21 protein-coding genes are annotated in these 23,353 nt (G+C 68.0%); 8 read left to right on the top strand and 13 right to left on the bottom strand.

Annotation, left to right across the window (positions count from 1 at the left end):
• Positions 1–2 precede the first annotated feature (2 nt).
• Positions 3–1,049: a fused (3R)-hydroxyacyl-ACP dehydratase subunits HadA/HadB gene (locus tag ACFC4D_RS43020; RefSeq protein WP_364636192.1), complete on the bottom strand. Its 1,047-nt coding sequence runs from the start codon at positions 1,047–1,049 to the stop codon at positions 3–5.
• A 249-nt stretch (positions 1,050–1,298) separates the two neighbouring features.
• Positions 1,299–3,632 (bottom strand): hypothetical protein, encoded by a 2,334-nt coding sequence (locus tag ACFC4D_RS43015; protein WP_376072250.1) that lies wholly within the window; start codon positions 3,630–3,632, stop codon positions 1,299–1,301.
• Between the two features lie 81 nt (positions 3,633–3,713).
• Between ACFC4D_RS43015 and ACFC4D_RS43010 the strand changes: the two genes are divergently transcribed.
• Together ACFC4D_RS43010 and ACFC4D_RS43005 are read left to right on the top strand one after the other, a co-directional pair.
• The gene (locus ACFC4D_RS43010; RefSeq protein WP_376072247.1) at positions 3,714–4,148 is read left to right on the top strand and encodes a DUF3151 domain-containing protein; all 435 of its coding nucleotides are present in this window, start codon (positions 3,714–3,716) and stop codon (positions 4,146–4,148) included.
• Positions 4,149–4,206: 58 nt separating this feature from the next.
• The gene (locus tag ACFC4D_RS43005) at positions 4,207–5,301 is read left to right on the top strand and encodes an aromatic acid exporter family protein (protein ID WP_376072308.1); all 1,095 of its coding nucleotides are present in this window, start codon (positions 4,207–4,209) and stop codon (positions 5,299–5,301) included.
• A gap of 6 nt (positions 5,302–5,307) precedes the next feature.
• Here the strand turns inward: ACFC4D_RS43005 and ACFC4D_RS43000 are convergent, their stop codons facing one another.
• Together ACFC4D_RS43000 and ACFC4D_RS42995 are read right to left on the bottom strand one after the other, a co-directional pair.
• Positions 5,308–6,090, bottom strand: coding sequence for a site-2 protease family protein (locus ACFC4D_RS43000; protein ID WP_375960967.1), 783 nt, complete (start codon positions 6,088–6,090; stop codon positions 5,308–5,310).
• Positions 6,091–6,129: 39 nt separating this feature from the next.
• Entirely contained in the window at positions 6,130–6,792 is a 663-nt protein-coding gene (locus ACFC4D_RS42995; RefSeq protein ID WP_364649832.1) for a hypothetical protein, read from the bottom strand.
• Positions 6,793–7,065: 273 nt separating this feature from the next.
• Between ACFC4D_RS42995 and ACFC4D_RS42990 the strand changes: the two genes are divergently transcribed.
• Complete coding sequence (locus ACFC4D_RS42990; protein ID WP_364649829.1) at positions 7,066–8,355, top strand: adenylosuccinate synthase; 1,290 nt, start codon at positions 7,066–7,068, stop codon at positions 8,353–8,355.
• Positions 8,356–8,453: 98 nt separating this feature from the next.
• Here ACFC4D_RS42990 and ACFC4D_RS42985 read toward each other — a convergent pair whose 3' ends face one another.
• On the bottom strand, positions 8,454–9,947 hold the full coding sequence (locus tag ACFC4D_RS42985; protein ID WP_375960962.1) for a PLP-dependent aminotransferase family protein: 1,494 nt from the start codon (positions 9,945–9,947) through the stop codon (positions 8,454–8,456).
• A gap of 61 nt (positions 9,948–10,008) precedes the next feature.
• Here ACFC4D_RS42985 and ACFC4D_RS42980 point away from each other — a divergent pair, with 61 nt between their 5' ends.
• The 3 genes from ACFC4D_RS42980 to ACFC4D_RS42970 all read left to right on the top strand — a co-directional run bounded on the left by ACFC4D_RS42980 (position 10,009) and on the right by ACFC4D_RS42970 (position 11,610).
• The gene (locus tag ACFC4D_RS42980; RefSeq protein ID WP_376072244.1) at positions 10,009–10,320 is read left to right on the top strand and encodes a hypothetical protein; all 312 of its coding nucleotides are present in this window, start codon (positions 10,009–10,011) and stop codon (positions 10,318–10,320) included.
• A gap of 83 nt (positions 10,321–10,403) precedes the next feature.
• Positions 10,404–10,964, top strand: coding sequence for a methylated-DNA--[protein]-cysteine S-methyltransferase (locus ACFC4D_RS42975; protein ID WP_375960958.1), 561 nt, complete (start codon positions 10,404–10,406; stop codon positions 10,962–10,964).
• A 154-nt stretch (positions 10,965–11,118) separates the two neighbouring features.
• Positions 11,119–11,610: a hypothetical protein gene (locus ACFC4D_RS42970; protein ID WP_375960957.1), complete on the top strand. Its 492-nt coding sequence runs from the start codon at positions 11,119–11,121 to the stop codon at positions 11,608–11,610.
• Between the two features lie 17 nt (positions 11,611–11,627).
• Here ACFC4D_RS42970 and ACFC4D_RS42965 read toward each other — a convergent pair whose 3' ends face one another.
• The 4 genes from ACFC4D_RS42965 to ACFC4D_RS42950 all read right to left on the bottom strand — a co-directional run bounded on the left by ACFC4D_RS42965 (position 11,628) and on the right by ACFC4D_RS42950 (position 17,680).
• A complete protein-coding gene (locus ACFC4D_RS42965; protein ID WP_376072241.1) occupies positions 11,628–12,698 on the bottom strand; it encodes a hypothetical protein in 1,071 nt (356 codons plus the stop codon).
• A gap of 427 nt (positions 12,699–13,125) precedes the next feature.
• Positions 13,126–13,983 carry a hypothetical protein gene (locus ACFC4D_RS42960; RefSeq protein WP_376072238.1) on the bottom strand — a complete coding sequence of 286 codons (858 nt, stop codon included), beginning with the start codon at positions 13,981–13,983 and terminating at the stop codon, positions 13,126–13,128.
• 184 nt (positions 13,984–14,167) lie between these two features.
• Positions 14,168–16,792, bottom strand: coding sequence for a LuxR C-terminal-related transcriptional regulator (locus ACFC4D_RS42955; protein ID WP_375960951.1), 2,625 nt, complete (start codon positions 16,790–16,792; stop codon positions 14,168–14,170).
• Positions 16,793–16,858: 66 nt separating this feature from the next.
• A complete protein-coding gene (locus ACFC4D_RS42950; protein WP_376072236.1) occupies positions 16,859–17,680 on the bottom strand; it encodes a helix-turn-helix transcriptional regulator in 822 nt (273 codons plus the stop codon).
• Between the two features lie 101 nt (positions 17,681–17,781).
• Between ACFC4D_RS42950 and ACFC4D_RS42945 the strand changes: the two genes are divergently transcribed.
• Positions 17,782–18,327: a YceI family protein gene (locus ACFC4D_RS42945; protein WP_364649801.1), complete on the top strand. Its 546-nt coding sequence runs from the start codon at positions 17,782–17,784 to the stop codon at positions 18,325–18,327.
• A gap of 153 nt (positions 18,328–18,480) precedes the next feature.
• Here the strand turns inward: ACFC4D_RS42945 and ACFC4D_RS42940 are convergent, their stop codons facing one another.
• Together ACFC4D_RS42940 and ACFC4D_RS42935 are read right to left on the bottom strand one after the other, a co-directional pair.
• Entirely contained in the window at positions 18,481–19,044 is a 564-nt protein-coding gene (locus ACFC4D_RS42940) for a hypothetical protein (RefSeq protein ID WP_375960947.1), read from the bottom strand.
• Between the two features lie 227 nt (positions 19,045–19,271).
• Entirely contained in the window at positions 19,272–20,369 is a 1,098-nt protein-coding gene (locus ACFC4D_RS42935; RefSeq protein ID WP_376072234.1) for a CaiB/BaiF CoA transferase family protein, read from the bottom strand.
• Between the two features lie 120 nt (positions 20,370–20,489).
• On the opposite strand from ACFC4D_RS42935, the gene ACFC4D_RS42930 reads away from it, so the two are divergent.
• Positions 20,490–20,972: a DUF456 domain-containing protein gene (locus ACFC4D_RS42930; protein WP_364649792.1), complete on the top strand. Its 483-nt coding sequence runs from the start codon at positions 20,490–20,492 to the stop codon at positions 20,970–20,972.
• Here the strand turns inward: ACFC4D_RS42930 and ACFC4D_RS42925 are convergent.
• Both ACFC4D_RS42925 and ACFC4D_RS42920 read right to left on the bottom strand, forming a co-directional pair.
• A complete protein-coding gene (locus tag ACFC4D_RS42925) occupies positions 20,959–21,837 on the bottom strand; it encodes an amidohydrolase family protein (protein WP_376072232.1) in 879 nt (292 codons plus the stop codon). The genes ACFC4D_RS42930 and ACFC4D_RS42925 overlap by 14 nt on opposite strands.
• A 90-nt stretch (positions 21,838–21,927) precedes the next feature.
• Positions 21,928–23,316, bottom strand: coding sequence for an FAD-dependent oxidoreductase (locus ACFC4D_RS42920; RefSeq protein ID WP_375960941.1), 1,389 nt, complete (start codon positions 23,314–23,316; stop codon positions 21,928–21,930).
• Positions 23,317–23,353: the final 37 nt, after the last annotated feature.

Here is a 23,353-nt window from a genome sequence, read left to right as displayed (position 1 = left end):
CGTCAGGAGAGCCGGACCTCGGCCACCGCGCGGCCGAAGAGCTTCTTGCCCTCCGAGGTCGCGCCGAGAACGATGGTGGCGGAACCGGTTTCGGCGTCCACCGACTTCACCTTGCCGGTGAAATCGACGAAGGTCGGGGCGGTCGGCTCCACCGGGACGAAGCCGGAGAAGCGCACGCTGAACTTGCTCAGCGCGGCCGGATCGCCGAGCCAGTTCACCAGGTAGCTGGCGGTCAGGCCCATGGTGAGCATGCCGTGCGCGACCACGGTCGGCAGGCCGACCAGCTGGGCGGCGGCATCGCTGAAGTGGATCGGGTTCGGATCGCCCGAGACGCCCGCGTAATTCACCAGATCGCCGCGGGTGACGGGCACCTTGCCGGGCGGCAGTTCGGTGCCCGCGGCCAGGGTCGCGGCGGTCGGGGTGGTCTGCACCGGCAGCGCGGGGGCGGGATCGCGCAATTCCGCGACATCCTCCGGCGCGAGCAGGATGAGCCCGGTCGGATCGGTGGCCTGATCCTCGGGGACATGGCCGTGCATGAGCACGCCCGAAACGGTCTCCACGGCGGCCGGATCGATCTCGACACCCTTGCGGGCCACGATGGTGGTGGTCGCGACCAGCACCGGCAGCGCGTCGGCATCGCTCATGGTCACCTTGACGGTGAGGAAGTCGTTATCGCCGTAGGAACGGATCTGCTCGATCAGCACATCGACCGACAGCAGGTCGTTGTCCAGGATCGGGCGGTGGTACTCGAAGATCTGATCGGTCTGCATGAACTGCGAGACGTCGTACTCGGTGAGCACGGAACCGATCAGCGAACGGGTGGTGGCGGCGCCGATGACGGACGCGAAGGTCGGCGAGGCCAGCAGCCCGGCGTAACCGAGCGCGAGCGCATCGTCCTCGCGGTGGTGGGCGGGGTGGTGGTTGCGCACGGCGCGTGCGAACTCCCGGATCTTCTCCCGGCCGACGTCGTAATGGTCACGTACGCGAAAATGCCGACCGACCAGATCGGTGGCGGTGGTGGCGGCAATCGCCTCGGCCGTCTCCGGCATGGTTCAGCTCCCTGCACAATCGAAACCCGGTAGGACCGTGCCCGATCGGTGTCAGCACAAAACCACGGCTTACCGCCGGTGGAGGCGCCGACACCCCATCGTGGCTGGCCCAGACAATCTGCGCCATATTACTGGCGAGTCGGACTGTTGACCAGGTGTATGTGATGTTCATCGCGGGCAGGGGCGCTAATGCGACACCCGCCCGATCAGAACATCTGCGCGAGGGTCCGATCCGTTAGTCGAGATCCGCTATCCGTTGGCCGGATCACAGACCTTCCACCCATCGGAGGTGCGCTGCAGGTCGAAGGTGCGCGCCGACTGCTTGGACGGATCCGCCTCGGTGTAGACGGTCGCCTGCGCCAGCGCGGCATCACCGGTGATGCGGATGGCATCCACACTCTTCACCACCGGAATGCTCTTCTGCTCCTTGGAAGTTCGATACACACCGGCGAACTGATCAGCCGAGATCTTCTGATAGAAGTCATGCTGCGCACCGCAGGTGATCCCGCGCAACTTCTCCAGATCCCCGGTCGCCAGCCCATCGGTGTAGGTAGAAATAGCGCCCTTCACCTGCGTCTCCGGCGAATCGTCCGACCCGCCGGCCACCATCACCACGATGCCGATGATCACCGCGATCACCACCGCCGCCGCGATCCCCGCCAGCAACAGCACCCGATTCTTGCTTCCCGCACCGGCTTTCGCGGGCGCGGCATCGCTCTCACCCGCCGCGGGCACCCGCTGCGGCGTGGCAATCGGCCGCGGCGCACCCTGCCCATCCTGAGGCCGCTGCGATTCCTGACCCCACTGCCCATCCTGAGGCCGCTGTCCAACCCCCTGAACACCCGCCCCTCCCTGCGCACCACCGGCTCCACCCGCCGCCGCCCCGGCCAACCCCGGTGCCCCAACGCCACCCGGCTTGGTCATCGGCACGCCGCCCGGTCCACCCTGGGCAGGTCCACCCTTACCCTGTGGCCCAATCTGTCCGGGTGCACCCTGGCCTTGCGGTCCACCCTGTCCGGGTCCGCTTTGGCTCTGCTGCCCGCCTTGTCCCTGTCCGCCCGAGACGGGAGCGCCGGGTCCCTGAGGCCCGCGCTGTCCCGGTCCACCCGGCCCCTGGGGTCCACTTTGCGCAGGTCCACCGGGCCCTTGCGGCGCGCCCTGTCCGGGTCCGCCCTGCCCGTTCGGTCCCTGCGGCGGTGCGCCGGGTCCGACCCGCTGCGGCCCGGGCGGCATGGCCCTCGGCCCGCGAATCGGCACGGCGGGCGCGGTCGGCTGCATATCGGCGGGGGAGGGCGCACTGGCGGGCCGACGCGGCGCGTGCGGCGGACGCGGCGGCGCGGGCCGAGTCTCCTCGACCGCTCCACCCTGATCCGGCGCACCCCCGCGCGGCCCCACATTCCTGGGCCCCTGATTCATCCGAGGCGAAGCGGGCGGCTTGCTCACAGCCCGCCCCTGCGGCCCGGAAACCCGCATCTTCTCGGTCGCCTGATCCGGAGTGACCACCGGCAACATGGTGGTGGCATCCTCCGCCCCCGCCGGAACCTGCTTCATCACAACGGTTTTCGAATCCGGCGACCCGGCGTCCCCGCCAGTCCCCGAAACTTCGTCAGGTCCCTGGGGCGCATCCTGATCGGCGGAGTCCTTCGTTCCCGCATCGGCCGATTCGCTCACGCCCCCGGCCGCAGCGGCATCCGCTCCCGGCTGTTCGTCGCCGGAAGTACCCTGTCCGCCGGCGGCCGACGTGCCGCCACTCGCGGCGGAGGCGTCGCCGGGCTGACCGGTGGGCGAAACGGGCTGTCCGGCAGCGTTATTCGGCTGACCGGAAGGGCCGCCCGCCTGCGCGCCGGAAGCGTCCGCGCGGGGGACGACCTTGAACTGAGTGGTGACATCCGCTGAGGGAGGCGGGTTTCCGGAGTCCGCCGCGTTCGCGCCACGACCCGAAGCCTCGCCCGCTCCGCTCGGCTGCGCGCCACCCTGCGGAGCAGGCGCACCCTGCGCTGAGCCCTGCTGGTCGGCGGGACGGCTCTGTTGCGCCGCGCCCTGCTGGTCGGCCGGACGGCTTTGCTGCGCCGCGCCTTGCTGGTTCGCGGGGCTGCCCTGTCGCGCAGGGTCTTGCTGGTTGGCCGGGCCGCCCTGTTGTGCCGCGCCCTGCTGGTTCGCCGTGTTGGGCTGTTGACTCGCTTCCCCGCGCTGGGAAATTTCGCCCGGTTGGCCGGGTGCGCCCGGCCGGTTGGCTTCGTTCTGGTTCGCGGGTGCGGGGGCGGGCGAGCTCGGCGCGCTCTGCGGCGCGCCCGACTGCGTGGGGGCACCTTGATTCGCGGCGGGCGCACCCTGATTCGCGGTCGGTTGCTGTCCGCCCGGGGTGTGCTCGGGGCGGGGGGTGGCGGGGATTCGGGTGGTGGGGCCTTCGGAGACCGGTTGGGCGGGCTCGTATTTGATGGTGGCGAAGCCCGGCTTGGCGGTGTGGATCACCTCGGTGGCCGCGGTTTCGGGGGCGGCTGATGTGTCCTTGTCGGCGCCCTTGCCGGGAGCTGCCTGGCGGGCAGGGTCCTGTGGCTGCTGGTCGTCGTTCGAGTCGGACACGCGCTACCCCTCGGTTCGGCGGAACTGTGATTCGACGGTCAGCCTACTGAGCATTCGCGCGGTCGGTGCAGAATGATCGGCATGACCTCCTTCGGTGATCTGCTCGGACCCCAGCCGGTACTGCTTCCGGAAAACACCGACGCCGAGGACGCGTTGCTGAACAAGCAGGACCCGGTAGTGGTCGCGGCCGCGCATCCGACAGCCTCCATCGCCTGGGCCTATCTGGCCGAAGGCGCCCTCGAGCGTGGCGATAACGAGGTGAACGCCGACACCCTCGCCGGGTACGCGTTCGCCCGCACCGGCTACCACCGCGGCCTGGACCTGTTGCGCCGCAACGGCTGGAAGGGTTTCGGCCCGGTGCCGTGGAGCCACGAACCCAATCAGGGTTTCCTGCGCAGCGTCGGCGCGCTGGCCCGCGCGGCCCGCACCATCGGCGAGACCGACGAGTACGCGCGCTGCCTGGATCTGCTCGAGGATTGCGACCCGCGCGCCGCCGCCGAACTCGGTCTCGACTGATTTGAGCAGTGGCCTAGGCACCACGTTCGACGCCGCCAAGGACAGCGGCGTCACGCGCATGCGCACCGCCGCGAAGCGGGTGCGGTCCTCGCTGCTGCCGATCGTGCAGTGCGCGGTCGGCGCGGGCGTGGCCTGGTTCATCGCGCACAATATCGTCGGCCATCCGCAACCGTTCTTCGCGCCGATGGCCGCCATGATCTCGATCGGCGTCTCGTTCGGCGCGCGGTTGCGCCGCGCGGTCGAATTGATCGTCGGCGTCGCGGTCGGCATCGGCATCGGCGATCTGTTCGTCTCCTGGGCGGGGACGGGCATCTGGCAGATCTCGGTGCTGGTCATCTTCGCCATGTGCACGGCCGTATTCCTGGACGGCGGCCCGGTCATCACCATGCAGGCCGCGTCCTCGGCGGTGCTGGTGGCGACGCTGCTGCCGCCGGCGAGCGGCAATTCGAATCTGCGCATCATCGACGCACTGGTCGGCGGCATGGTCGGCATCGTGGTGGTGGCGGCGATTCCGCTGCATCCGGTGCGCCGCGCCCGGCAGCAGGCCGCGGACATTCTCGGCGTCATGGGCACCTCGCTGACCGAGTGCGCCGCGGGGCTTTTGGAGCATGACGCGGAGAAGATCAAGGTCGCGCTGGAGGCCGTACGCGGCACCCAGAGCAATCTCGACACCCTGCGCAGCACCCTCGAGGGCGGTCGCGAGATCAGCAGAATCTCACCGCTGTACTGGAATTCGCGCGCCCGCCTGGAACGCCTGCGCGAGGTCGCGGACCCGCTGGACAATGCCGTCCGCAATTCGCGAGTCCTGCTGCGCCGCGCCCTGTCCCTGGTGCGCGATGACGAAATCCTGGATCCGCGACTGACTCTCGAAGTCGAACGGCTCGGCCAGGCCGTGGATATGGTGCGCCAGATGGTGCTCGCGGATCCGGGCGATCAACCCGATGCCGCCGAGGCCACCCGCGTGCTGCGCACGGTCGCCAAGGGCGCGACCAAGGATCTGGTGGACGGCGCGGGCATCTCCGCGCACGTGGTGTTCGCGCAGATCCGGTCGATCGTGGTGGACCTCATGCAGGTGTGCGGGATGCGCAGGCTTTCCTCGATCGCCATGCTCCCGCCGACCGTCCCGAATCCCTATGTGACACCGGTCGATTGAGTCGGCTCAGCGCCAGAAACGCGTCAGCGTCGAACCGAAATCCGACCAGATCGACGGCACGCCCGACAGTTCGAACAGCGCCCGAATCCCGTTGAAGAACGCGATATTGATCTGCGGCACGAACAGCAGCGCGACCAGGATCAGAATCCCGTACGGCTTGATCTGATCCATCGATCGCCGCGTCTCATAGCTCAGCGACGGTTCCAGAATCCCGTACCCGTCCGTGCCCGGCACCGGGATCAGATTGAGTACGGTGGCCATGATCTGCAGGAACGCCAGATAGCTCAGCCCGAACCAGAACGCGGCATGCGAATACGAACTGCCCCACAGCTTCACGATGATCAACAGCACGATCGCGCACAGCAGATTGGACGCCGGTCCCGCACCACTGAGAATCCGCCGGATCTTGGCGCTGAAACTGTTCGAGTTCACGTAGACCGCACCACCCGGCAGCGCGAACCCGCCGATCGCGATGAACAGCAGCGGCAATCCGATCGACAGCAGCGGATGACTGTATTTGAGCGGATTCAAGGTGAGGTACCCGCGCAACTCGACTTCGCGGTCCCCGGCGCGATACGCGACGAAAGCGTGCGCGAACTCGTGCAGGCAGATGGACACCACCCAGCCCGCCACCACCATCAGGAAAACCCCGAATTTCGCCTGATTGGACAGCAGATCCGCGGTCCAGGCCACCACCCCGCCCGCCACCGCGATCGCGACGACGAGCAGGAACACCGGGCTCGGGCGCACCGCCCCCGAGGCACGGCCGATCGCGCGAGGACTACTCATCGGACTCCTTGAATGGACCCCGGATGCACCGGGTGAAGATCAGCGGACCAGCAACCACGGCTCATGATGCCGGTAGAACGTGGATCGCCGCACCGGCTTATCGGTGGTGATGCCGTCCCGGGTGACGATCGCGCCGCGCGTGCCGAGTTGCATGGCACGCCCCTGCGCCCAGCGTTTCTTACCGAGGATCCCGCGTTGCGCGCTGGCGTGCAGCCCGGGCATCTCCAGTGTCGGTGACACCAGCAGCGCCGAGACCTTACCGGTGAACAACCGCGTGTCGTCCACGTACGCTTCGCCTTCGAGCTTCTCACCGTTCTCGCCGACCAGGGTGGCGCGGCCGATCAGCACCTTGCCGGTGTCATCGCGAATGAGCGGGGTCTCGGTCGGCTTACCTTCCAGCGCGCGCTTGGCGGCGGCGGATCCGGTGCCGGTTTCGTAGGCGCGCGAACCGTAGGTGCGGTCGACGGGGACGTAACCGATTTCGACGCCGAGGCGTTCGGTGCGCATCAGATGGGTGAGCACGGCCGCGAGTCCGGCGTCCTCACCGAGCACGATGAGCCGCGGCAGACTGTCGGCGGCCATCACGGGCAGCAACTCGTCCAGCACATTGGTGTCCGGTATGGCGGAAGTCTGGGTGAGCGGTAGCGAAGCGAGTGCGATCGGTACGGGTGCGCCGTCGCAGCGGAGAACATGGGTACTCAACTGCCGTACACCCTCCTCTGACCTGACAACACCATCGCCTCACTGCGCTCCTGCGGGCCGTCTTACCGGCCCGACTCCCCGTGCCACCATAGCCCCGGTTCATTTGCGGCGCCGCCTTCGAAGCCCACCCGTTACGTCGGTTTCGTCCCGTGCCGGGTCGCGAACCTGGGCGTATTCGAGCATCTACTAGACTGTGCCTCCGGCCACCGCCTTCTGACGGCGGGTAGCTGCAGCATCACCGATGCTGCGCGTCGAACCCGTAGGAGTCTTCTAATGCCGGCAATCGTGCTGATCGGCGCCCAGTGGGGCGACGAGGGCAAGGGCAAAGCGACCGACCTGCTCGGTGGCCGCGTCCAATGGGTTGTGCGCTATCAGGGCGGCAATAACGCGGGTCACACCGTGGTGCTGCCCAATGGCGACAACTTCGCACTGCATCTGATTCCGTCCGGCATTCTCACCCCCGGTGTGACAAACGTCATCGGCAACGGCGTGGTGATCGATCCGGGCGTGCTGCTCACCGAACTCGCGGGCCTGGAACAGCGCGGCGTGGACACCTCCCGCCTGCTGCTGTCGGCCGACGCGCACCTGATCATGCCGTACCACGTGGCCATCGATAAGGTCACCGAGCGCTTCCTCGGCAATAAGAAGATCGGCACCACCGGACGTGGCATCGGGCCCTGCTACCAGGACAAGGTCGCCCGCGTCGGCGTCCGTGTCGCCGACGTGCTGGATGAGAAGATCCTCACCCAGAAGGTCGAGGCCGCACTGGAATTCAAGAACCAGGTGCTGGTGAAGATCTACAACCGGCGCGCGCTGGACCCGCAGCAGGTCGTCGACGAGGTGCTGGAGAAGGCCGAAGGCTTCAAGCACCGCATCTCCGATACCCGCCTGCTGCTCAACCAGGCGCTCGAGCGCGATGAGATCGTGCTGCTGGAGGGTTCGCAGGGCACCCTGCTGGACGTCGACCACGGCACCTACCCGTACGTCACATCCTCCAACCCGACCTCGGGCGGCGCGGCGGTCGGTTCGGGCATCGGCCCCAACAAGATCGAGACCGTGCTCGGCATCCTGAAGGCGTACACCACCCGCGTCGGCTCCGGCCCGTTCCCGACCGAACTCTTCGACGAGTCCGGCGCGTACCTGGCCAAGACCGGCGGCGAGGTCGGCGTCACCACCGGCCGCGCCCGCCGCACCGGCTGGTTCGACGCCGTGATCGGCCGCTATGCCACCCGCGTCAACGGCATCACCGACTACTTCCTCACCAAGCTCGACGTGCTGTCCAGCCTGGACACCATCCCGATCTGCGTCGCCTATGAGATCGACGGTGAGCGGTTCGACGAAATGCCCACCACGCAAACCGATTTCCACCACGCCAAGCCGATCTACGAAGAGATGCCGGGCTGGTGGGAGGACATCTCCGGGGCGCGGACTTTCGACGACCTACCCGCGAACGCACAGGCGTACGTGCTGCGGCTGGAAGAGCTTTCGGGTGCGCGGATGTCCTGCATCGGCGTCGGCCCGGGCCGCGATCAGACGATCGTGCGCCACGACATCCTGAGTTGAGAGCGCGGGAGTAGATCCCGAGATCGTTTCTCTGTCTGAGAATTCCACCCCCGTTGCGTGAAAACGCAACGGGGGTGACTCATTTCAGCGGGGGTTCTTCAGTAGCAGGTCAGCGGGGCGAGTGGTTCGGCCGCGTGCGGGGTCAATGACGCGTAGGCCGCCGCGAGCGATTTCACCGCGACACGAATGTCGGCTTCCTCGTGCGTATATGGCAGTCGGAGGAATCGCTCGAACGCGCCCTGCACGCCGAAACGCGGTCCGGCGGCGAGTAATACGCCGTGGTTCGGGGCCGTCGCGGCCAAGGCGGTGGAGACCGGGGCGGGGAGTTGCGCCCACAGTGACATGCCGCCCGCGCCGGGGGAGACCCGCCAATCGGGCAGGTCCTCGGCGAGTGCCTCGAGCATCGCCGCGCGGCGGCAACGCAGTTGTTCCCTTCGCACGGTGAGGATTTCGTCCTCGTGCTGGAGCAGATGCACCGTGGCCAGCTGATCCATCACCGGGGTGCCCAGGTCCACCGTGGAGCGGGTGCCGAGCAGTTTGGTGATCAGCGATTGATTCGCGCGCACCCAGCCGACGCGCAGACCGCCCCAGAAGGATTTCGAGGCCGAACCGATGGTGACGATCTCCGAACCGCGCGCGAATGACGCTGCGGGCGGCATGATTTCGTGATCGGTGAGATGCAGGTCGACCATGGATTCGTCGACGATCACCGTCATGCGGGTTTCGCGGGCGATAGCGGCCAGTTCGGCGCGACCCTCGGCGGGCAGCAGCAGCCCGGTCGGATTGTGGTAATCCGGCACCAGATACGCGACGCTGGCCGCGGTTTGCCTTGCGGCACTGCGGATTCCATCCAGATCCCAGCCGTCCGGGCGCAATGGCACCGGCACCGGGCGCGCGCCGACGTCGCGGATCGCCTCGATGGCGTTCGGGTACGAAGGGTGCTCGATCAGCACGCGTTCGGCCGGTGTGGTGAGCACATTGAGCAGCAATCGCAGCCCGTGCTGTGCGCCGAGCGTGACCAGGATCTGATCCGGATCGGTCGGCAGGCCGCGTTCGGTGTACCGGCGGGCCAGCGCCTCGCGCAGCATGAGCATGCCGACCGGGTCCATGCCGTGCGTGCCCAGATATGTCGGAAGTCCTTGCAGCGCAGTGGTGTACGCGTCCGTCATCTCGATCGGCGCGGACATGGCCGCGTACGTCATATCGATGGTCGGGAGTTCGGGCTGCGCCATCATGGCGAGCAGGCTGCGCGCGGGTTTGGTGCCGTCGTGCACCACGGTCGGCGGCAGCGCGACCGTACTGCGTGAACCCTGCCTGCTGATCAGATAGCCGTGTTCGCGCAGCAGCGCGTACGCGGAGGTCACCGTGGTGCGGCTGACATGCAGGCTGGTGGCCAGATCGCGCTCACTGGGCAGCGCGACGCCCAGGGGTGCGCGGCCGTCGTGGATGAGCAGTCGAATGCTCTCGGCCAGCGCCACGTACGCGGGCCTGCTGCTGCGTTTGGTCTCGGCCGCCGGGGAGCCGGGCTCGTCCTGCCGCCAGCGCCCCAGGTCGCGGGTGAGGCTGGCTGCCCCGATCACTCGTATCGCCATAAAGGCCAGTATCCGGGTACTGGATATTTTCTTCAAGTCCAGCGGGGGCCACCATCGAATAATGATCGCAATGCTCATCTCCCTGCTGGTTGTCGCGGCCTTCGCCGGAATCGTGTACCGGTTCGCTCCCACGCCGGATGAGCGTTGGGGTGCACTGCTGGAGAAGTACCGCCCGCATGCGCCGATGTCGGACTGGTCGGTCGCGGAATACGACGGGGCCAGGCAGTACGCCGACCTCGCCGCCGCCTACGCGCATCAGGACGAGCCACCGGCCGTGCTGGTCGCCCGGCGGACCCGGCTGACCGGGCGCGGCCGCTCACCACTGCCGCATCTGGCGAAGATCCCCTGCCGTGAGGAAACAGTCCAGTTCTAGGCAACTGGTCTGAAGTGCCTGCCGCTCATGGATGCTGGCCATCCGGAACTGGACTTGTCGGTACCCCGGTGCACACTGGCTCTATGTCGCACCCGGACCGCCCGCTCGCCTCGGCGGCGCTCTTCGATACCGCGATCGGCACCTGCGCCCTCGCCTGGAGCGCCGCCGGTGTGCTGCGCTTCGCCCTTCCCGAGGCGGATCCGGAAGACACTCGCGCGTACATCCTGCGCAGGCACCGCGTCTACGACGTCCGCGAAGCCGAACCCACACCCGAGATCGCCGCGGCCATCGAGAAGATCCGCGCCCACCTCGCGGGGGACCTGGACGATCTCGACTGGATTCCGCTGGATGTGAGTCCGCTCAACGACTTCGATCGCGCCGTCTACGCGGTAACCCGGGCCATCCACCCCGGCCACACCCTCAGCTACGGCGATATCGCCAACCGCATCGGCGCTCCCGGCGGTGCGCAAGCCGTAGGCCAATCCCTGGGCCGCAACCCCATTCCCCTGATCGTCCCCTGTCACCGCGTCCTCACCGCCGACCATGCCCTGCACGGCTTCTCGGCTCCCGGCGGCATCAACACCAAACAGCGGCTGCTCGAAATCGAGCGCACCCCCGGCTTCGGCGAGCCCACGCTGTTCTGATTCGCGGGAACACCGCTCCGCTGATCTGTGAGAACGCCGGGCGCGTCCCATGATTCGGGATGAGAATGATCTGGATCGCGCGGGATGGCACACATCCGGCGATCGTGCGAAGCGACGCGGGTGGGGATCCCGCGTGACATCAGGGAGGGCGCACGTGACAGATCCGTACCAGCAACGACCATTCAATGACCCGGCGGCATTCGGCGCACCCGGGACCGGATCGGGAATGCCGTACCCGCAGACTCCCGGATTGCCTGTACCGCAACAGGTCTGGCCGCAGCCCGTGGCACAGCCCGCCCCGAATTTCCTGATCGCCATCGGCGATATCGCGGTGGTCGACGGCGCGGTGGTCACTCCGTCCGGAACGCTGCCGCTGCGCGGTGCCATCTGGACCGCGACCGATATGTCCCAAACGGCCGAACGCATCCCCGCCTACGCCGTGGTGCTGGCCATCCTCTTCTTCCCCCTCTGCTTCCTCGGCCTACTCTTCCTCCTCATCAAGGAACGAGTAATCGCCGGATATGTCCAGGTCACCGTAACCGGCGGCGGCCGCTTCCACTCCACCATGATCCCGGTCCAAGACCAGCAGACCTTCCCGATGGTCATGCACCAACTCAACTACGCGCGATCTCTCAGCGCGATGTGACCCGAGGGCGGATCAGGTCAGAACGCGCCGCCGAGGAAACCGCCGACCGCGCCGCCTGCTACGCCGCCCGCGATACCGCCGAGGGCGGCCGCCGGGATACCCGCCGCTGCGGCTCCGGCAGCGCCGCCGACCGCCGCGCCGATGAGCGTGCCGCCCGCGATACCGCCGGGGATGTCGATGGGGGCGGTCCAGGGCAGGACCGTCGCGCCGATGGTGCCGAGGGCTCCGCCCGCGACGCCGCCGATGATCGCGCCGACCACCGCACCGGGGACCGCGCCCGCGATGGCGGCGGGGACGCCCGCGCCGATCACGCCGATCGTCGCGCCCGCCGCGACACCGGCGAGGGTTCCGGCCGCGATGCGGTCGGAGCGGCTCGGGTTGATGCCGATGGAGTTGAAGCCCGTGGCGATGGCGGCTTCGGCACCGGCGGCGACATTGTTCACCGTGTCCAGTGCCGGATTGGGCACGTCATCCGGTACGGGAGAGGTGAAGTCACCGAGTCGCAGCGTGCGCGGGGGCGGCGCGATGGGGGCGACCGGCTGCACGACGGTCGGCGCGTGCAACGTTTGCAGATCCACCGGCGGGGCCGGTGTCGTCTGCGGGATGGGCCGGAAGTTGGCCGGGACCGCGTAATCCGCCTGCGGCTGGGGTTGCGGCTGTGCCGGTGCGGGTGGGCGATTGGGGGTCGTCACACCCGGCTGGATCGGACCGGGGCGCGCGCCCGCACGATCGGCCGCCGGATACGTCACGCCGGGCTGTGACTGTCCGGCACCGAATTGCGGTGTGGGGAAAGCGGTTCCGGGCTGTCCCGGTTGCACGCCGGGCTGCGCGCCCGGAGCTCCCGGTGCCAGGGTGCCGGGCGTGATCCCCGGTACCGCACCGGGTGCGAGATCACCGCCGGGAGCACTCCCCGGCGGCAGCACGCCGGGCTGCGCATCCGTGCCGGAACTGCCCGACGGGCTGGATACCGGTGCCGCACTGGGTGCTTCAGCGGTGCCGGAGCACGCCACGGCGAACGCGAGCGGCAGCGTGCCGAGGATCATGGCGCGGCGAACCGCCGTCTTGTTCACGAGCTGCCGACGGTTCACGCCGGATCACCACCCTCATCAGATTGAATCGATTGACCGAGCGATATGAAATTGACGAGCGCCAGCCGCTTCCGATGCCCCGACCGCTCACTGATTCGGTTCCCGCTGGCTATCTCGGGCCATGGATGCCGCTGAGCTGGCGGTTAGATCGTGCGCGCTGATCGTCGAGGCAGGTGCCGGGTTGAAAACCTCGCACCCCGGCACGCCGAGACTCGCTGGTGCTCTGGAGTTCTCGGCCCGCGTGTCGAATTGAGCGCTGAGCTGCTTGGTTGACCGCTCGCCCTGGCCGCTGCGCCGCGTTCCGGTGCCACAAGCCCATGATTGGACGTTGGCCACCGCTGTGCCGGGCCGATACACGTTGTCCGCCCGGCGGATTCGGTGCCGCCCGCGCCGGTGGGGCGCGGGCAGCCAGGTTGTTCGGTTCGGGTTAGAACGCGCCGCCGAGGAAGCCGCCCGCGGCTCCGCCCGCTACGCCGCCGAGGACGGCGGCCGGGATGCCGATGGCCGCCGCGCCGAGGGCCGCGCCCGCGGCAGCGCCGACGCCCGCGCCGATGAGAGCGCCGCCGCCGATGACGGGGACGGCGGCGGGGGCGGCGATGACCGCGCCGAGGCCACCGGTGGGAACGCCCGCCGCGACGGCCGTTCCGGCGACGATGGCGACGCCGATACCGGCTCCGATGCCGGCGCCGACGCCCGCGCCGATGAGGCCGCCGCCGATCGCGCCGCCGATGGCGGACGGGATGCCGACGATGGCCGCGCCGAGGACCGCGCCGCCCGCGGTGCCCGCGGCGATCTTGTCCGAGCGGGAGGGGTTGATGCCGACCGACTGGAGGCCGGTGGACAGGGCGGCTTCGGTGCCCGCGGCCGCGTCATTGACGGGGTTCAGGATGGCGTCCGGCAGCGCGTCGGGTGCGGCGGTGGTGAAGTCGCCGATGCGGACGGTGCGCGGCGGCGGCGCGATCGGGGCCACCGGTGCGACCGGTTCGGGCGCGTGCAGCTGCTGCCAGTTGACGGCGGGCGCGGGCTCGGTCTCGACCGGGACCGGCCGATGGTCCTGCGGGACCGCGTAATTGACCTGCGGTGCGGGCGGCGCGACCGTGGTGCCGGGCTGGCGCGTGGTGTCCGCGCTCGGCGCGGCGGGCTGCGCGGGGCCGGTGGTCACGCCGGGCTGCGGAATGGCCTGTGCGACGCCCGCGCACGCGATGGCGACGGCCAGCGGCAGTGCGCCGAGTGCGGGCCGGATGGCGCGTCGAACGCCGGTATTCATGTCATGCCGACGAGTCACGCCGAAAACCACCCTCATCAGATCGGAACTGTCCCCGTGGCCGGGAGCGGCCACTCGGCGGGGATGTTAGCTGAAAGGAAACGGGTGATTCCAGATGTGAATCAATCGATTCGTTACCTGACGGTGATGCTCGAGATATATCCCACAATCGCTGGTAGAAGCATTTTCAAGATGCTTCGGCAGCTCACGGCTCCAATTTGCCGGAAGGTGCCCCACCGAGCATCAACTCGGCCAGCGCCTCGCGATCGGTGACATCGAGCTTGATGCACGCCCGATACAGATGCCCCTCCACGGTGCGCACCGAAACGGTCAGCCGATCCGCGATCTGCCGGTTCGACAGCCCCGCCGCCACCAGATTCGCGATCTCGCGTTCGCGCGCGGTGAGCGGTAGCGGTTGCGCGGACTGCCGCAGCGCGGGCGTACTCGCCCCACCGCATGCGGCCGCGAGCCGATTCGCGGTGGCGGCCGATTCCAGCAGCCGCCGCCGATCACCGGCCCGCTCATGCGCGGACGCGGCCTGCGCGGCGGCGTCGGCCGCCGATAGCAATACCCCCATGGCCTCGAATTCTGCTGCGGCGGTATCCAATCCGGCCCCGTCGTGGGCGGCGACCGCCACCGCGTGCCGCGATTGCACCTGCACCAGCCGTCCGTCCACCCGGGCGGCCAGATCGGCGAGTCGTCCCGCCACCGAATGATCCCCGAAGCGCGCGGCGGTGTGCAGCGCCATGGCCTCGATGGCGTGCTGATGCGATCGCGCCGCCGCGTCGGCGGCGCCCAGTGCGAGCCGAATCGCCGGTGTCGCAGTGCCTTCCGCCGCCGCCTGCCAGGCTTTGGCGATCTCCAGCATGGGTTCGTACACCGCGCTGTGCCTGCCGCCGCGTTCCTCGGCGGCCGCGATGGATTCGGCGGCCTCCGAGGCCCGCCCCAGCGCCGAATACGCTTCCGCCAGTTGCAGTCTCGCGGGGAACATCCAGGCGGCCTTGCCCTCGGTGGTCAGTGCCGCGAGCGCCTGTTCGAGATTGTCGATGCCTTCGGGAAACCGCCCCTGCGCGACGTCGACGGTGCCCTGCAGGATCTTGGTCATGCCCCACGCCAGGTACTGCCCGGGCGAGGAGTACGTGTAATTGCTACTGGCACAACGCCGTGCGGCATCCATATCCCCGGTGAAGGTGAGTGCGAGCACCTCCGCGTGCGTGGACATGAATCGGTTCAGCCCGTCGATATGCGATTCGATGGCATGCCCGCGTTCGGCGTACTGCCGCGCTGCCTCCCCGCGTCCCATCAGCGCCAGCGCGAGTCCGCCACCGAACGCCGCCCACCACACCGCCCAGGGCGGAACGTCTTTCGCGGCCATGACGGGTTCGGCGTACGCGAACGCCTCGTCGAGTTTGTTCTCGTTGACCGCGCACGCGGAGGCCACCCCGTCCAGGATGGCGACGATCTTGGGATGGGTGGCCCGGCTGCGCACCGATTCCAGCACTTCGTCGGCCCGGTCGGCATCGCCCATGGACCACAGCAGATTCGAGACGCGGGTGGAGCCCCAGCGCGCCAGCTGCACCTCGTTCAGCTGATCCGGATCGAACGCCGCGAGGGTGCGTTCGGCCTCGATGCGATGTCCCTGCCACAGCAGTGCGCGCGCCAGCAGGTCCGCCGCCTCGACGCCGCCGCCGCGCTCCACGGCCGCGCGGGCGAAGCGTTCTCCGAGTGGCAGATTCGCCAATCCGATGGCATCGGCGGCGGCCGCCTCGAACAGTTCCAGATCCGCGGATTTATCACTGTCCAAAGCCAATTCGGCCAATCGGATGCGATCGGAGGCGGAGTTGATCGGCCTTTCCTTGAGCGAGGTGAACAGCCGCCCGCGCAGCCGCCGCGCCGAGGCGATGCCGAGCCGCCGCCGGATCACCTCCCCGAACAGCGGATGGTTGTACCGCACCAGCAATTGCCGCCCGTGCTCGACAATCCTTATGACACCGCGTGATTCGGCGGTTTCGACGGCCTGTTCGCCCGTGAGTTCGGCGAGTACGTCCAAATCGATGGGTTCGCAGAAGGTGAGCAGTTCCAGCACCCGCAGCACCGGTTCGGGCAGCTGCTCCACCCGATCCTCCAGCAGCGCCGCCAATTGTGAAGTGACAGCGGCCCTTCCGCGCAATTGCCAGACCCCGTTGACCTGCCGCAGCGTCCCGGCCTCCAATGCGCCCTCGACCAGGTGCCGCAGGAAAAGCGCGTTCCCCCCGGAGGATTCCCACATCAGATTGCTGGTGAACCCCTCCAACTGCCCGCCGAGCATGTTCTCCACCAGTTCGACGCTCTGCCGCTGCGTGAACGGCGACAGATCGATGCGCAGCAGATGCCCGTCCTTCCACAGCGAGGTCACCGCGTCCGGGACCGGCACCCCGCTGCGCACGGTGGCGACGATATGCGCGGCCTTGTCGATGGCGAGCTGCAAAAGCAGTGTGGCGGAAAGCTGATCGAGCAGATGCGCGTCGTCGACGCCGATGATGGTGTGCCCGTCCGCGAGCAGCGCTTCGCGCGCGGCGGCCATGAAGGTGACCGGATCGTGCGCGGTGTACACCCCGACCATATGCGCGAACACCCCGAGCGGAATGCTGCGGGCAGATTCGGTGCCCGCCACCCAGCGGATATTTCCGGTGCTGCCGTTCACCGCCGCGGTGGCCAGGCGGGCGAGGGTGGTCTTGCCGACCCCGGCGTCGCCGGTGAGCACCGCGCCGACGAATTCATCGCCGGTCAGTGCGGCGGTGATCGCCTCGAGCTCGCTCTCCCGTTCGACCATCGGCCAATTCCGAGCCATGGCTTCAACTGTAGTTCGCTCGCCCTTTGTGAGCGGGAGGAACGAAATAGCCTGAAATGTGAGGGTTTATTCGTTGACCAGCCGCAATCCGGGGGCGTGCGCTTTCCGGCGGTCGACCAGCCAGACCTGGATGGTCAGATCGGCGAGCGGATCCAGTGATTCGATCTCCACCTCGACCTGCCCGCGCTGCGGATGTTCGATGATCAGCACGTGCGTGCGGTAGTCGATGACCAGGTGCTCACGCCAGCGCCGGGCGAATTCCGGATAGCGCTGCAGGGCGGTGATGCGGGCTTCCAGACTGCGGTCATCCGGGAAGCGGGTCTGCGTGTTGCGCAGCGCCGAGACCAGCATATCGGCGGCATCGGACCAGTTCCGGACGTATTTCGGTGCATCCGGATGGGTGAAGACGTAGTTGGCGAAATTGCCGTGCACGGAGTCGTCGAGCATGCCGAGCGGTTCGGCGAAATCCCGCCAGGACGGATTCCAGGCCAGGATGTCGAGCCAGCGCCCGAGGGCGAAGGCGGGCGTGGGGTGCAGTGCGTCGATGACCGCGCGCATGGTGTCGGAGACCTGTTCCCGGGCCTGTCCGGCGGACGGGCAGCTGGCCTTCTGCTCCATGCTCATGGCGAGCCTGCCGAAGTGGTGACGCTCAACTTCGTTGAGCCGCAAGGCATCCGCTATCGCGCCGAGTACCGAGCTGGAGGGGTTGCTGTCCCGGCCCTGTTCCAATCGGGCAAGATAGTCCGAGCTGACACCGGCGAGCGCGGCGACCTCCTCGCGGCGCAGTCCGGGGGTGCGGCGCCGCCGCCCCGCGGGCAGGCCGACGTCTTCGGGCTGCAGTTGCGCGCGGCGCGCGATCAGGAATTCGGCGAACTCGGATCTGGACACATATCCATAGTGCCTGTTCCAGGCTTCGTTATCCCAGCCCTGCCAGTGCCAGGATCAAGACGGTGTGGCTAACCGGACTGGGGTCCGCTTGAATAGTGGACATGACGACTTCTGAGCAGACCCGCCTGGCCTCCGGTTCCTGGGACCTCGACGCCAACCACTCCTCGGTGAACTTCACCGCCCGCCACCTGGGCATCTCCAAGGTACGCGGCCGCTTCAACAAGTTCGAGACCGCCTTCGTGGTGGACGAGGCCGGTAAGGCCGTCACCATCGAGGCCACCATCTTCCTCGACTCCTTCGACACCGGCAACGAAATGCGCGACGGCCACGTCCGCAGCGCCGACATCCTGGATACCGCCAACCTGTCCACCCTGCACTTCAAGGTCACCGAGCCGGTCGACATCGCCGAAGAGTTCGAGGTAACCGGTGAGGTCACCCTCGGCGGCGTCGTGAAGCCCGTCACCCTCGATGTCGAGTGGGGCGGCGTCCAGCTGTTCCCCGGTGACCAGAAGCACCACGCCGGCTTCACCGCCACCGGCACCATCAAGCGCAGCGAGTTCAATATCGCCGCGGGCCTGCCCACCGCCATGCTCGGCGACAAGATCGCCATCGAACTCGACATCCAGCTGGTCGAGCCCTCCGCCTGATCGGCCCATCGGCTTCCCGGCCGGAAGCCGATCACCGACAACGGAAGTCGGCATCAGTTCCGACCATATGAAAGCGGCGGCACCCGAAAGGGGTGCCGCCGCTTCGTCTTTCGTCAGCGCCGCCGTTTCCGTACGGCGCGCGCGGATCGTGGATCAGCCCGCGACTCCGGCGGCACCCGCGCCCGCGCCGATGGCGGCGCCGATGCCCGCGCCGACCGCCGCGGCGGGCAGGCCGAGGGCGGCCGCGCCGAGCGCACCGCCGCCGACCGCACCGATCGCCGCGCCGAGCGCGATGCCACCGGCCGCCCCCGCTGCCTCGGCGGCCAGACCGGCCACGAAGATCGGAACATCGATAACGCAACCGGTGGTCGCGCAGCCGACAGCGGCGGCGGTCAGGGTGGCAAGAGCGGGAGCCCCGATGCCGACCAGGAATCCGGCACCCGCGCCGACGACGCCACCGGCGACCGCGCCACCGGCCGCGCCGATGACCGCGGCCGGAACACCCGCCGCCACAGCGCCGATGCCCGCGCCGACGAGCGCGGCATTACCCACCTTGGTCAGATCCGGCCCCGCCGGAGCGTCGATCTGCGTCGCCGGAACCGGGGCATCGACCGCGGCGGCCTGGGCGGTGCCGGAGAGCATGACGGCGGCGGCAACAGGCAGCGCGCACAGGGTGGCGATGCGGGTTGCGAGCATGGTCGAGCGACGAGACAGCATGGTATTTCCCCCGATGGTTGCAAGTTTCGATGTGGCCCGAATCCGACTGGGACAGTCGGCCCGGCGCTGTTCGAAGCTATCGGTTGGCGAGGTCACTACTCAAGCTAAATAGCTGTTCATGTGCTGTGATCTGCCACCGCTATCACGCCTTCCATGCCTGTCGGCTATGAAAAAAGGCGGTGGCATTCGATTCGAATGCCAGCGCCTACCCCGCGAAGGGGTATCGCTCAGTCGGCCCAAACGGTTTCGATCGGGGTGCCCTCGTTCGGGGGCGGGGTGGGGATGCCGGCCGGGGTGCGGGAGAAGCGGGGGGCCGGGGCGTGCTGGACGATGCCGTCGATCTCGATCAGGCCGGTGCGCGCCTGGATGTGCGGGTTCTGTTCGGCTTCGGTGAAGGTCAGTACCGGGGTGGTGCAGGCGTCGGTGTGTTCGAAGATGGCCCACCACTCGTCGCGGGTCTTGGTCTTGAACTTCTCGGTGAAGATCTTGCGGAGTTCGTCCTGGCCGTTCGGGTCGATCTGGAAGGGCAGGCCCTCCGGATCGATCTCCAGGCCCTTCAGCATTTCCGCGTAGAACTGCGGTTCGATGCAGCCGACGGCCATGTACTTGCCGTCGGAGGTCTCGTAGGTGTCGTAGAACGCCATACCGGTGTCGAGCAGGTTGGTGCCGCGCTCATCGGACCAGAGGCCGACGCCCTTCATGCCCCAGATCATGTGCGAAAGGGCAAGCGCCCCATCGATCATGGCGGAGTCGATGACCTGACCCTTACCCGAGGACTGCCGCTCCACCAGCGCGGCCAGAATGCCGAAGACCAGGAACATGGACCCGCCGCCGAAGTCGCCGACCATGTTCAGCGGCGGCACCGGGCGTTCGCCCTTGCGCCCGATGGCATTGAGCACGCCGGTGAGCGAGATGTAGTTGATGTCGTGCCCGGCGCGATCGGCGAGCGGACCGTACTGGCCCCAGCCGGTCATGCGGCCGTAGACGAGTTTCGGATTGCGCTCCAGCGCGACGTCCGGTCCCAGTCCCATGCGCTCGGTGACGCCGGGCCGGAAGCCCTCCAGGAGTACGTCGGCCTTCTCGATCAGCCCGAGCACCTTCTCGATATCGGCCGGATCCTTGAGATTGGCCTCGACGATGGTGCGCCCGCGCCACTGTGCCCGTTCCATGAAGCCGGGCAGCTGGTTCGGCCGCTGTACCCGCACCACGTCCGCGCCCAGATCCGCGAGCAGCAGCGCCGCATGCGGTCCGGGGCCGATCCCGGCGAGTTCAACTACCCGGACCCCCGCGAGCGGGCCCTGCTTGGCGGTGGATGGAGTGCTCACGCCCTACCTCGGTTCATCGTTCCAGCGCACCGGCCACAACACCGGTGTTGACCAAACGACAATAACGCGACGGGTCCGGATGAGCGACAATGCGGGGGAGTACGAGCGGGAGGATCCACAGTGAGTGCATCGGGCGAGGTCTTGGTCGGCCTCGCGATACTTGTCGGCCTGCTCGGGGTGATCGTGCCGATTCTGCCCGGCGTGATCCTGATTCTGGCGGCCATCCTGGTCTGGGCGATCATGACCGGCGGTGCCACGGCGTGGGGTGTATTCGCCGCCTGCGCAACGTTTTTGGTGATCAGCGGCATCATCAAATACACCTGGCCGGGCCGCAAACTGCGTGAGGCGGGCGTGCCGAATCGGTCGCTGCTGCTGGGCGCGGTGCTCGGCATCATCGGCTTCTTCGTGGTGCCGGTGGTCGGGCTGATCCTGGGATTCGTTCTGGGAGTTTATGTTTCGGAGTTGCAGCGGTTGCGCGAACAGCAACCGGCCTGGCGGTCGACGGTGCACGCGCTCAAGGGCGTCGGCCTGTCCATGCTGGTCGAATTGTTCGGTGCGCTTCTGGCAGCGGGTGTTTGGCTGATCGCCGCTATCGCGACCTAGGGTCGATCCGCGGTAGCGGCAGGGTGTCCGGCGGCGGCAGCGGCAGTTCGGAACGGTGTAGTCGCAGCGTCGGCGACTCCGGTCCGAACAGCGGCACGGTCGGCGTCGGATCCTCGATGCGGCGTTCCTTGGCGGGCAGTCCGTAGAAGGCGCGCGCGTTGTCGTCCAGCACCTTGTGCAGATCGTTGCCGACCGAATCGGAGATGATCCGCATATCGGAGTCCAGGAACGGCCGCCCGGCCCGGGTGCCCGGCAGATCGGACCCGAACATGAGCGCCTCGGGATTCACCGCGTGCACCTTGCGCAGCGCCATGCCGACATTCATGGCGACGCGCCCGAAGCCCGAGGCTTTCACCTTGGCACCGCGGTCGACCAGATTCAGCAGGTAGGGCAGGCAATCGTCGGACATGCCCATGTGATCGATGGACAGTTTGGGCAGTTTGGTGATGACCGGTTCGAGCGAGCCGAGCATCGACCCGTCGATGTACAGCTCGACATGCCATCCGGCGAGCTCGTAGGCCCGCAGCGCGAGCATGGTGAGCCCGACGATATCGCCGCCCGCACGCTTGAAATTGAACCGGACCGCGCGCACGCCCGCGCGGTTGAGTTCCAGGATCTCGGCGTCGGTGGCGTCCTCGTTCAGATTGACGACGCCGACCCAGCCCTCGCCGAGTTCGGCGAGGGCTGCCCGGAGATAGCTGGTATCGGTGCCCTGGAACGACCCGCTGACCACCGCGCCGCCGTCGATATCGAAGCGCTGCATGCGGCGTCGATAATCGGCGACGGTGTACGGGTCGGGCAGGTAGCCCTCGTTCTCGGCCAGCGGGAACCGCGGGTCGAAGATGTGGAGATGGGCATCGAACACGTGATCAGCATGCCTCACAACGGTGACAAGTGCGGAAAACCTTGTCCACCTGTCGGATTGGGCCAGGTCAGTCGAGGGGAACCAGGTTGATCAGGAAACCTTGTCCGGTTCGCTGGCGCGCAGCATGTCCTCGCGCTCGACAACCTTGACCCGCTCGCGGCCTTCGGGCTCGCCGAGGGCGCGCTCGTGCGCGTCCAGGCGGTACCAACCGGCCCAGGTGGTGAAGGGGACGCCCTTGTCCTCCAGGAACTTGGTGACGGCATCGAGTTCCGGTTCGGCGGCCGCGGTGAAGTTCGCGGCGTCGTCGAGCAGGCAGGCGATGGTCTCGTTGGCGTCACCCTTGGTGTGGCCGATGAGGCCGACGGGTCCGCGCTTGATCCAGCCGGTGACGTAGGTCTGCGGCATGAAGCGAGCCGCACCGTCGGCGTTCTCGTCGATGAGCACGCGACCGGCTTCGTTGGGCACGGTGCCCGCCTGATCGTCGAACGGCAGGGCGGGGATGTTCTGCGACAGGTAGCCGACCGCGCGGTAGATGGCGGTGACGTCCCAATCCTTGAATTCGCCGGTGCCCTTGACGTTTCCGGTGCCGTCGAGCGCGGTGCGCTCGGTGCGCAGGCCGACGACCTTGCCGTCCGCGCCGAGGATCTCGGCCGGGTTCTCGAAGAAGTGCAGGAAGAGCTTGTGCGGGCGGTTGCCGACGTCGCGGATGGCCCACTGCTCGAGGGTGTTGCAGATCATGTCGACCTGCTTGGAGTGCCGGCGTGCGGCCTCGGAGCCCTCGTCGTAGTCGATGTCCTCGGGATCGACGATGACCTCGATGGTCGGCGAGTGGTCCAGTTCGCGTAGCTCGAGCGGGGTGAACTTGGCCTGCGCCGGGCCGCGGCGTCCGAAGACGTGCACTTCCAGGGCCTTGTTCTGCTTGAGGCCCTCGTACACGTTCGGCGGGATCTCGGTCGGCAGCAGTTCGTCGCCGGTCTTGGCGAGCACGCGCGCCACGTCCAGGGCCACGTTGCCGACGCCCAGGACCGCGACCTTCTCGGCCTCCAGGGGCCATTCGCGCGGCACATCCGGGTGGCCGTCGTACCAGGACACGAAGTCCGCGGCACCGTAGGAGCCGTCGAGTTCGATGCCCGGGACCTCGAGCGCGCGGTCGGCGTTCGCGCCGGTGGAGAAGATCACCGCGTCGTAGAAGCGCTGCAGATCCTCGAGGTTGATGTCGACGCCGTAGTCGATATTGCCGAGCAGGCGGACCTGCGGCTTGTCGAGCACCTTGTGCAGGGCGGTGATGATGCCCTTGATGCGCGGGTGGTCGGGGGCCACGCCGTAGCGGATCAGGCCGAACGGCGCGGGCATCCGCTCGTACAGGTCGATGCTCACGTCGGCGTCGGATTTCATCAACGCGTCCGCCGCGTAGATTCCGGCCGGGCCGGCGCCCACGATCGCTATACGAAGCGGGCGGGTCGCTGCTTGTTCGGTCATTCTTGGCGCACCCTTTGGTTGAACTATCTTGCCGTCA

The organism is Nocardia sp. NPDC056000 (assembly GCF_042269265.1).
In the GTDB taxonomy this organism is placed as follows: Bacteria; Actinomycetota; Actinomycetes; order Mycobacteriales; family Mycobacteriaceae; genus Nocardia.
The sequence above is the reverse complement of the archived record's forward strand: the minus strand, read 5'-3'. Positions and strand labels throughout refer to the sequence as shown.

Bases quoted from the DNA above. Each gene is read 5' to 3' on its own strand.
- ACFC4D_RS43020 (WP_364636192.1), bottom strand. From the start codon at position 1,049: ATGCCGGAGACGGCCGAGGCGATTGCCGCCACCACCGCCACCGATCTG.
- ACFC4D_RS43010 (WP_376072247.1), top strand. From the start codon at position 3,714: ATGACCTCCTTCGGTGATCTGCTCGGACCCCAGCCGGTACTGCTTCCG.
- ACFC4D_RS43005 (WP_376072308.1), top strand. From the start codon at position 4,207: ATGCGCACCGCCGCGAAGCGGGTGCGGTCCTCGCTGCTGCCGATCGTG.
- ACFC4D_RS43000 (WP_375960967.1), bottom strand. From the start codon at position 6,090: ATGAGTAGTCCTCGCGCGATCGGCCGTGCCTCGGGGGCGGTGCGCCCG.
- ACFC4D_RS42990 (WP_364649829.1), top strand. From the start codon at position 7,066: ATGCCGGCAATCGTGCTGATCGGCGCCCAGTGGGGCGACGAGGGCAAG.
- ACFC4D_RS42985 (WP_375960962.1), bottom strand. From the start codon at position 9,947: ATGGCGATACGAGTGATCGGGGCAGCCAGCCTCACCCGCGACCTGGGG.
- ACFC4D_RS42980 (WP_376072244.1), top strand. From the start codon at position 10,009: ATGATCGCAATGCTCATCTCCCTGCTGGTTGTCGCGGCCTTCGCCGGA.
- ACFC4D_RS42975 (WP_375960958.1), top strand. From the start codon at position 10,404: ATGTCGCACCCGGACCGCCCGCTCGCCTCGGCGGCGCTCTTCGATACC.
- ACFC4D_RS42955 (WP_375960951.1), bottom strand. From the start codon at position 16,792: ATGGCTCGGAATTGGCCGATGGTCGAACGGGAGAGCGAGCTCGAGGCG.
- ACFC4D_RS42945 (WP_364649801.1), top strand. From the start codon at position 17,782: ATGACGACTTCTGAGCAGACCCGCCTGGCCTCCGGTTCCTGGGACCTC.
- ACFC4D_RS42940 (WP_375960947.1), bottom strand. From the start codon at position 19,044: ATGCTGTCTCGTCGCTCGACCATGCTCGCAACCCGCATCGCCACCCTG.
- ACFC4D_RS42920 (WP_375960941.1), bottom strand. From the start codon at position 23,316: ATGACCGAACAAGCAGCGACCCGCCCGCTTCGTATAGCGATCGTGGGC.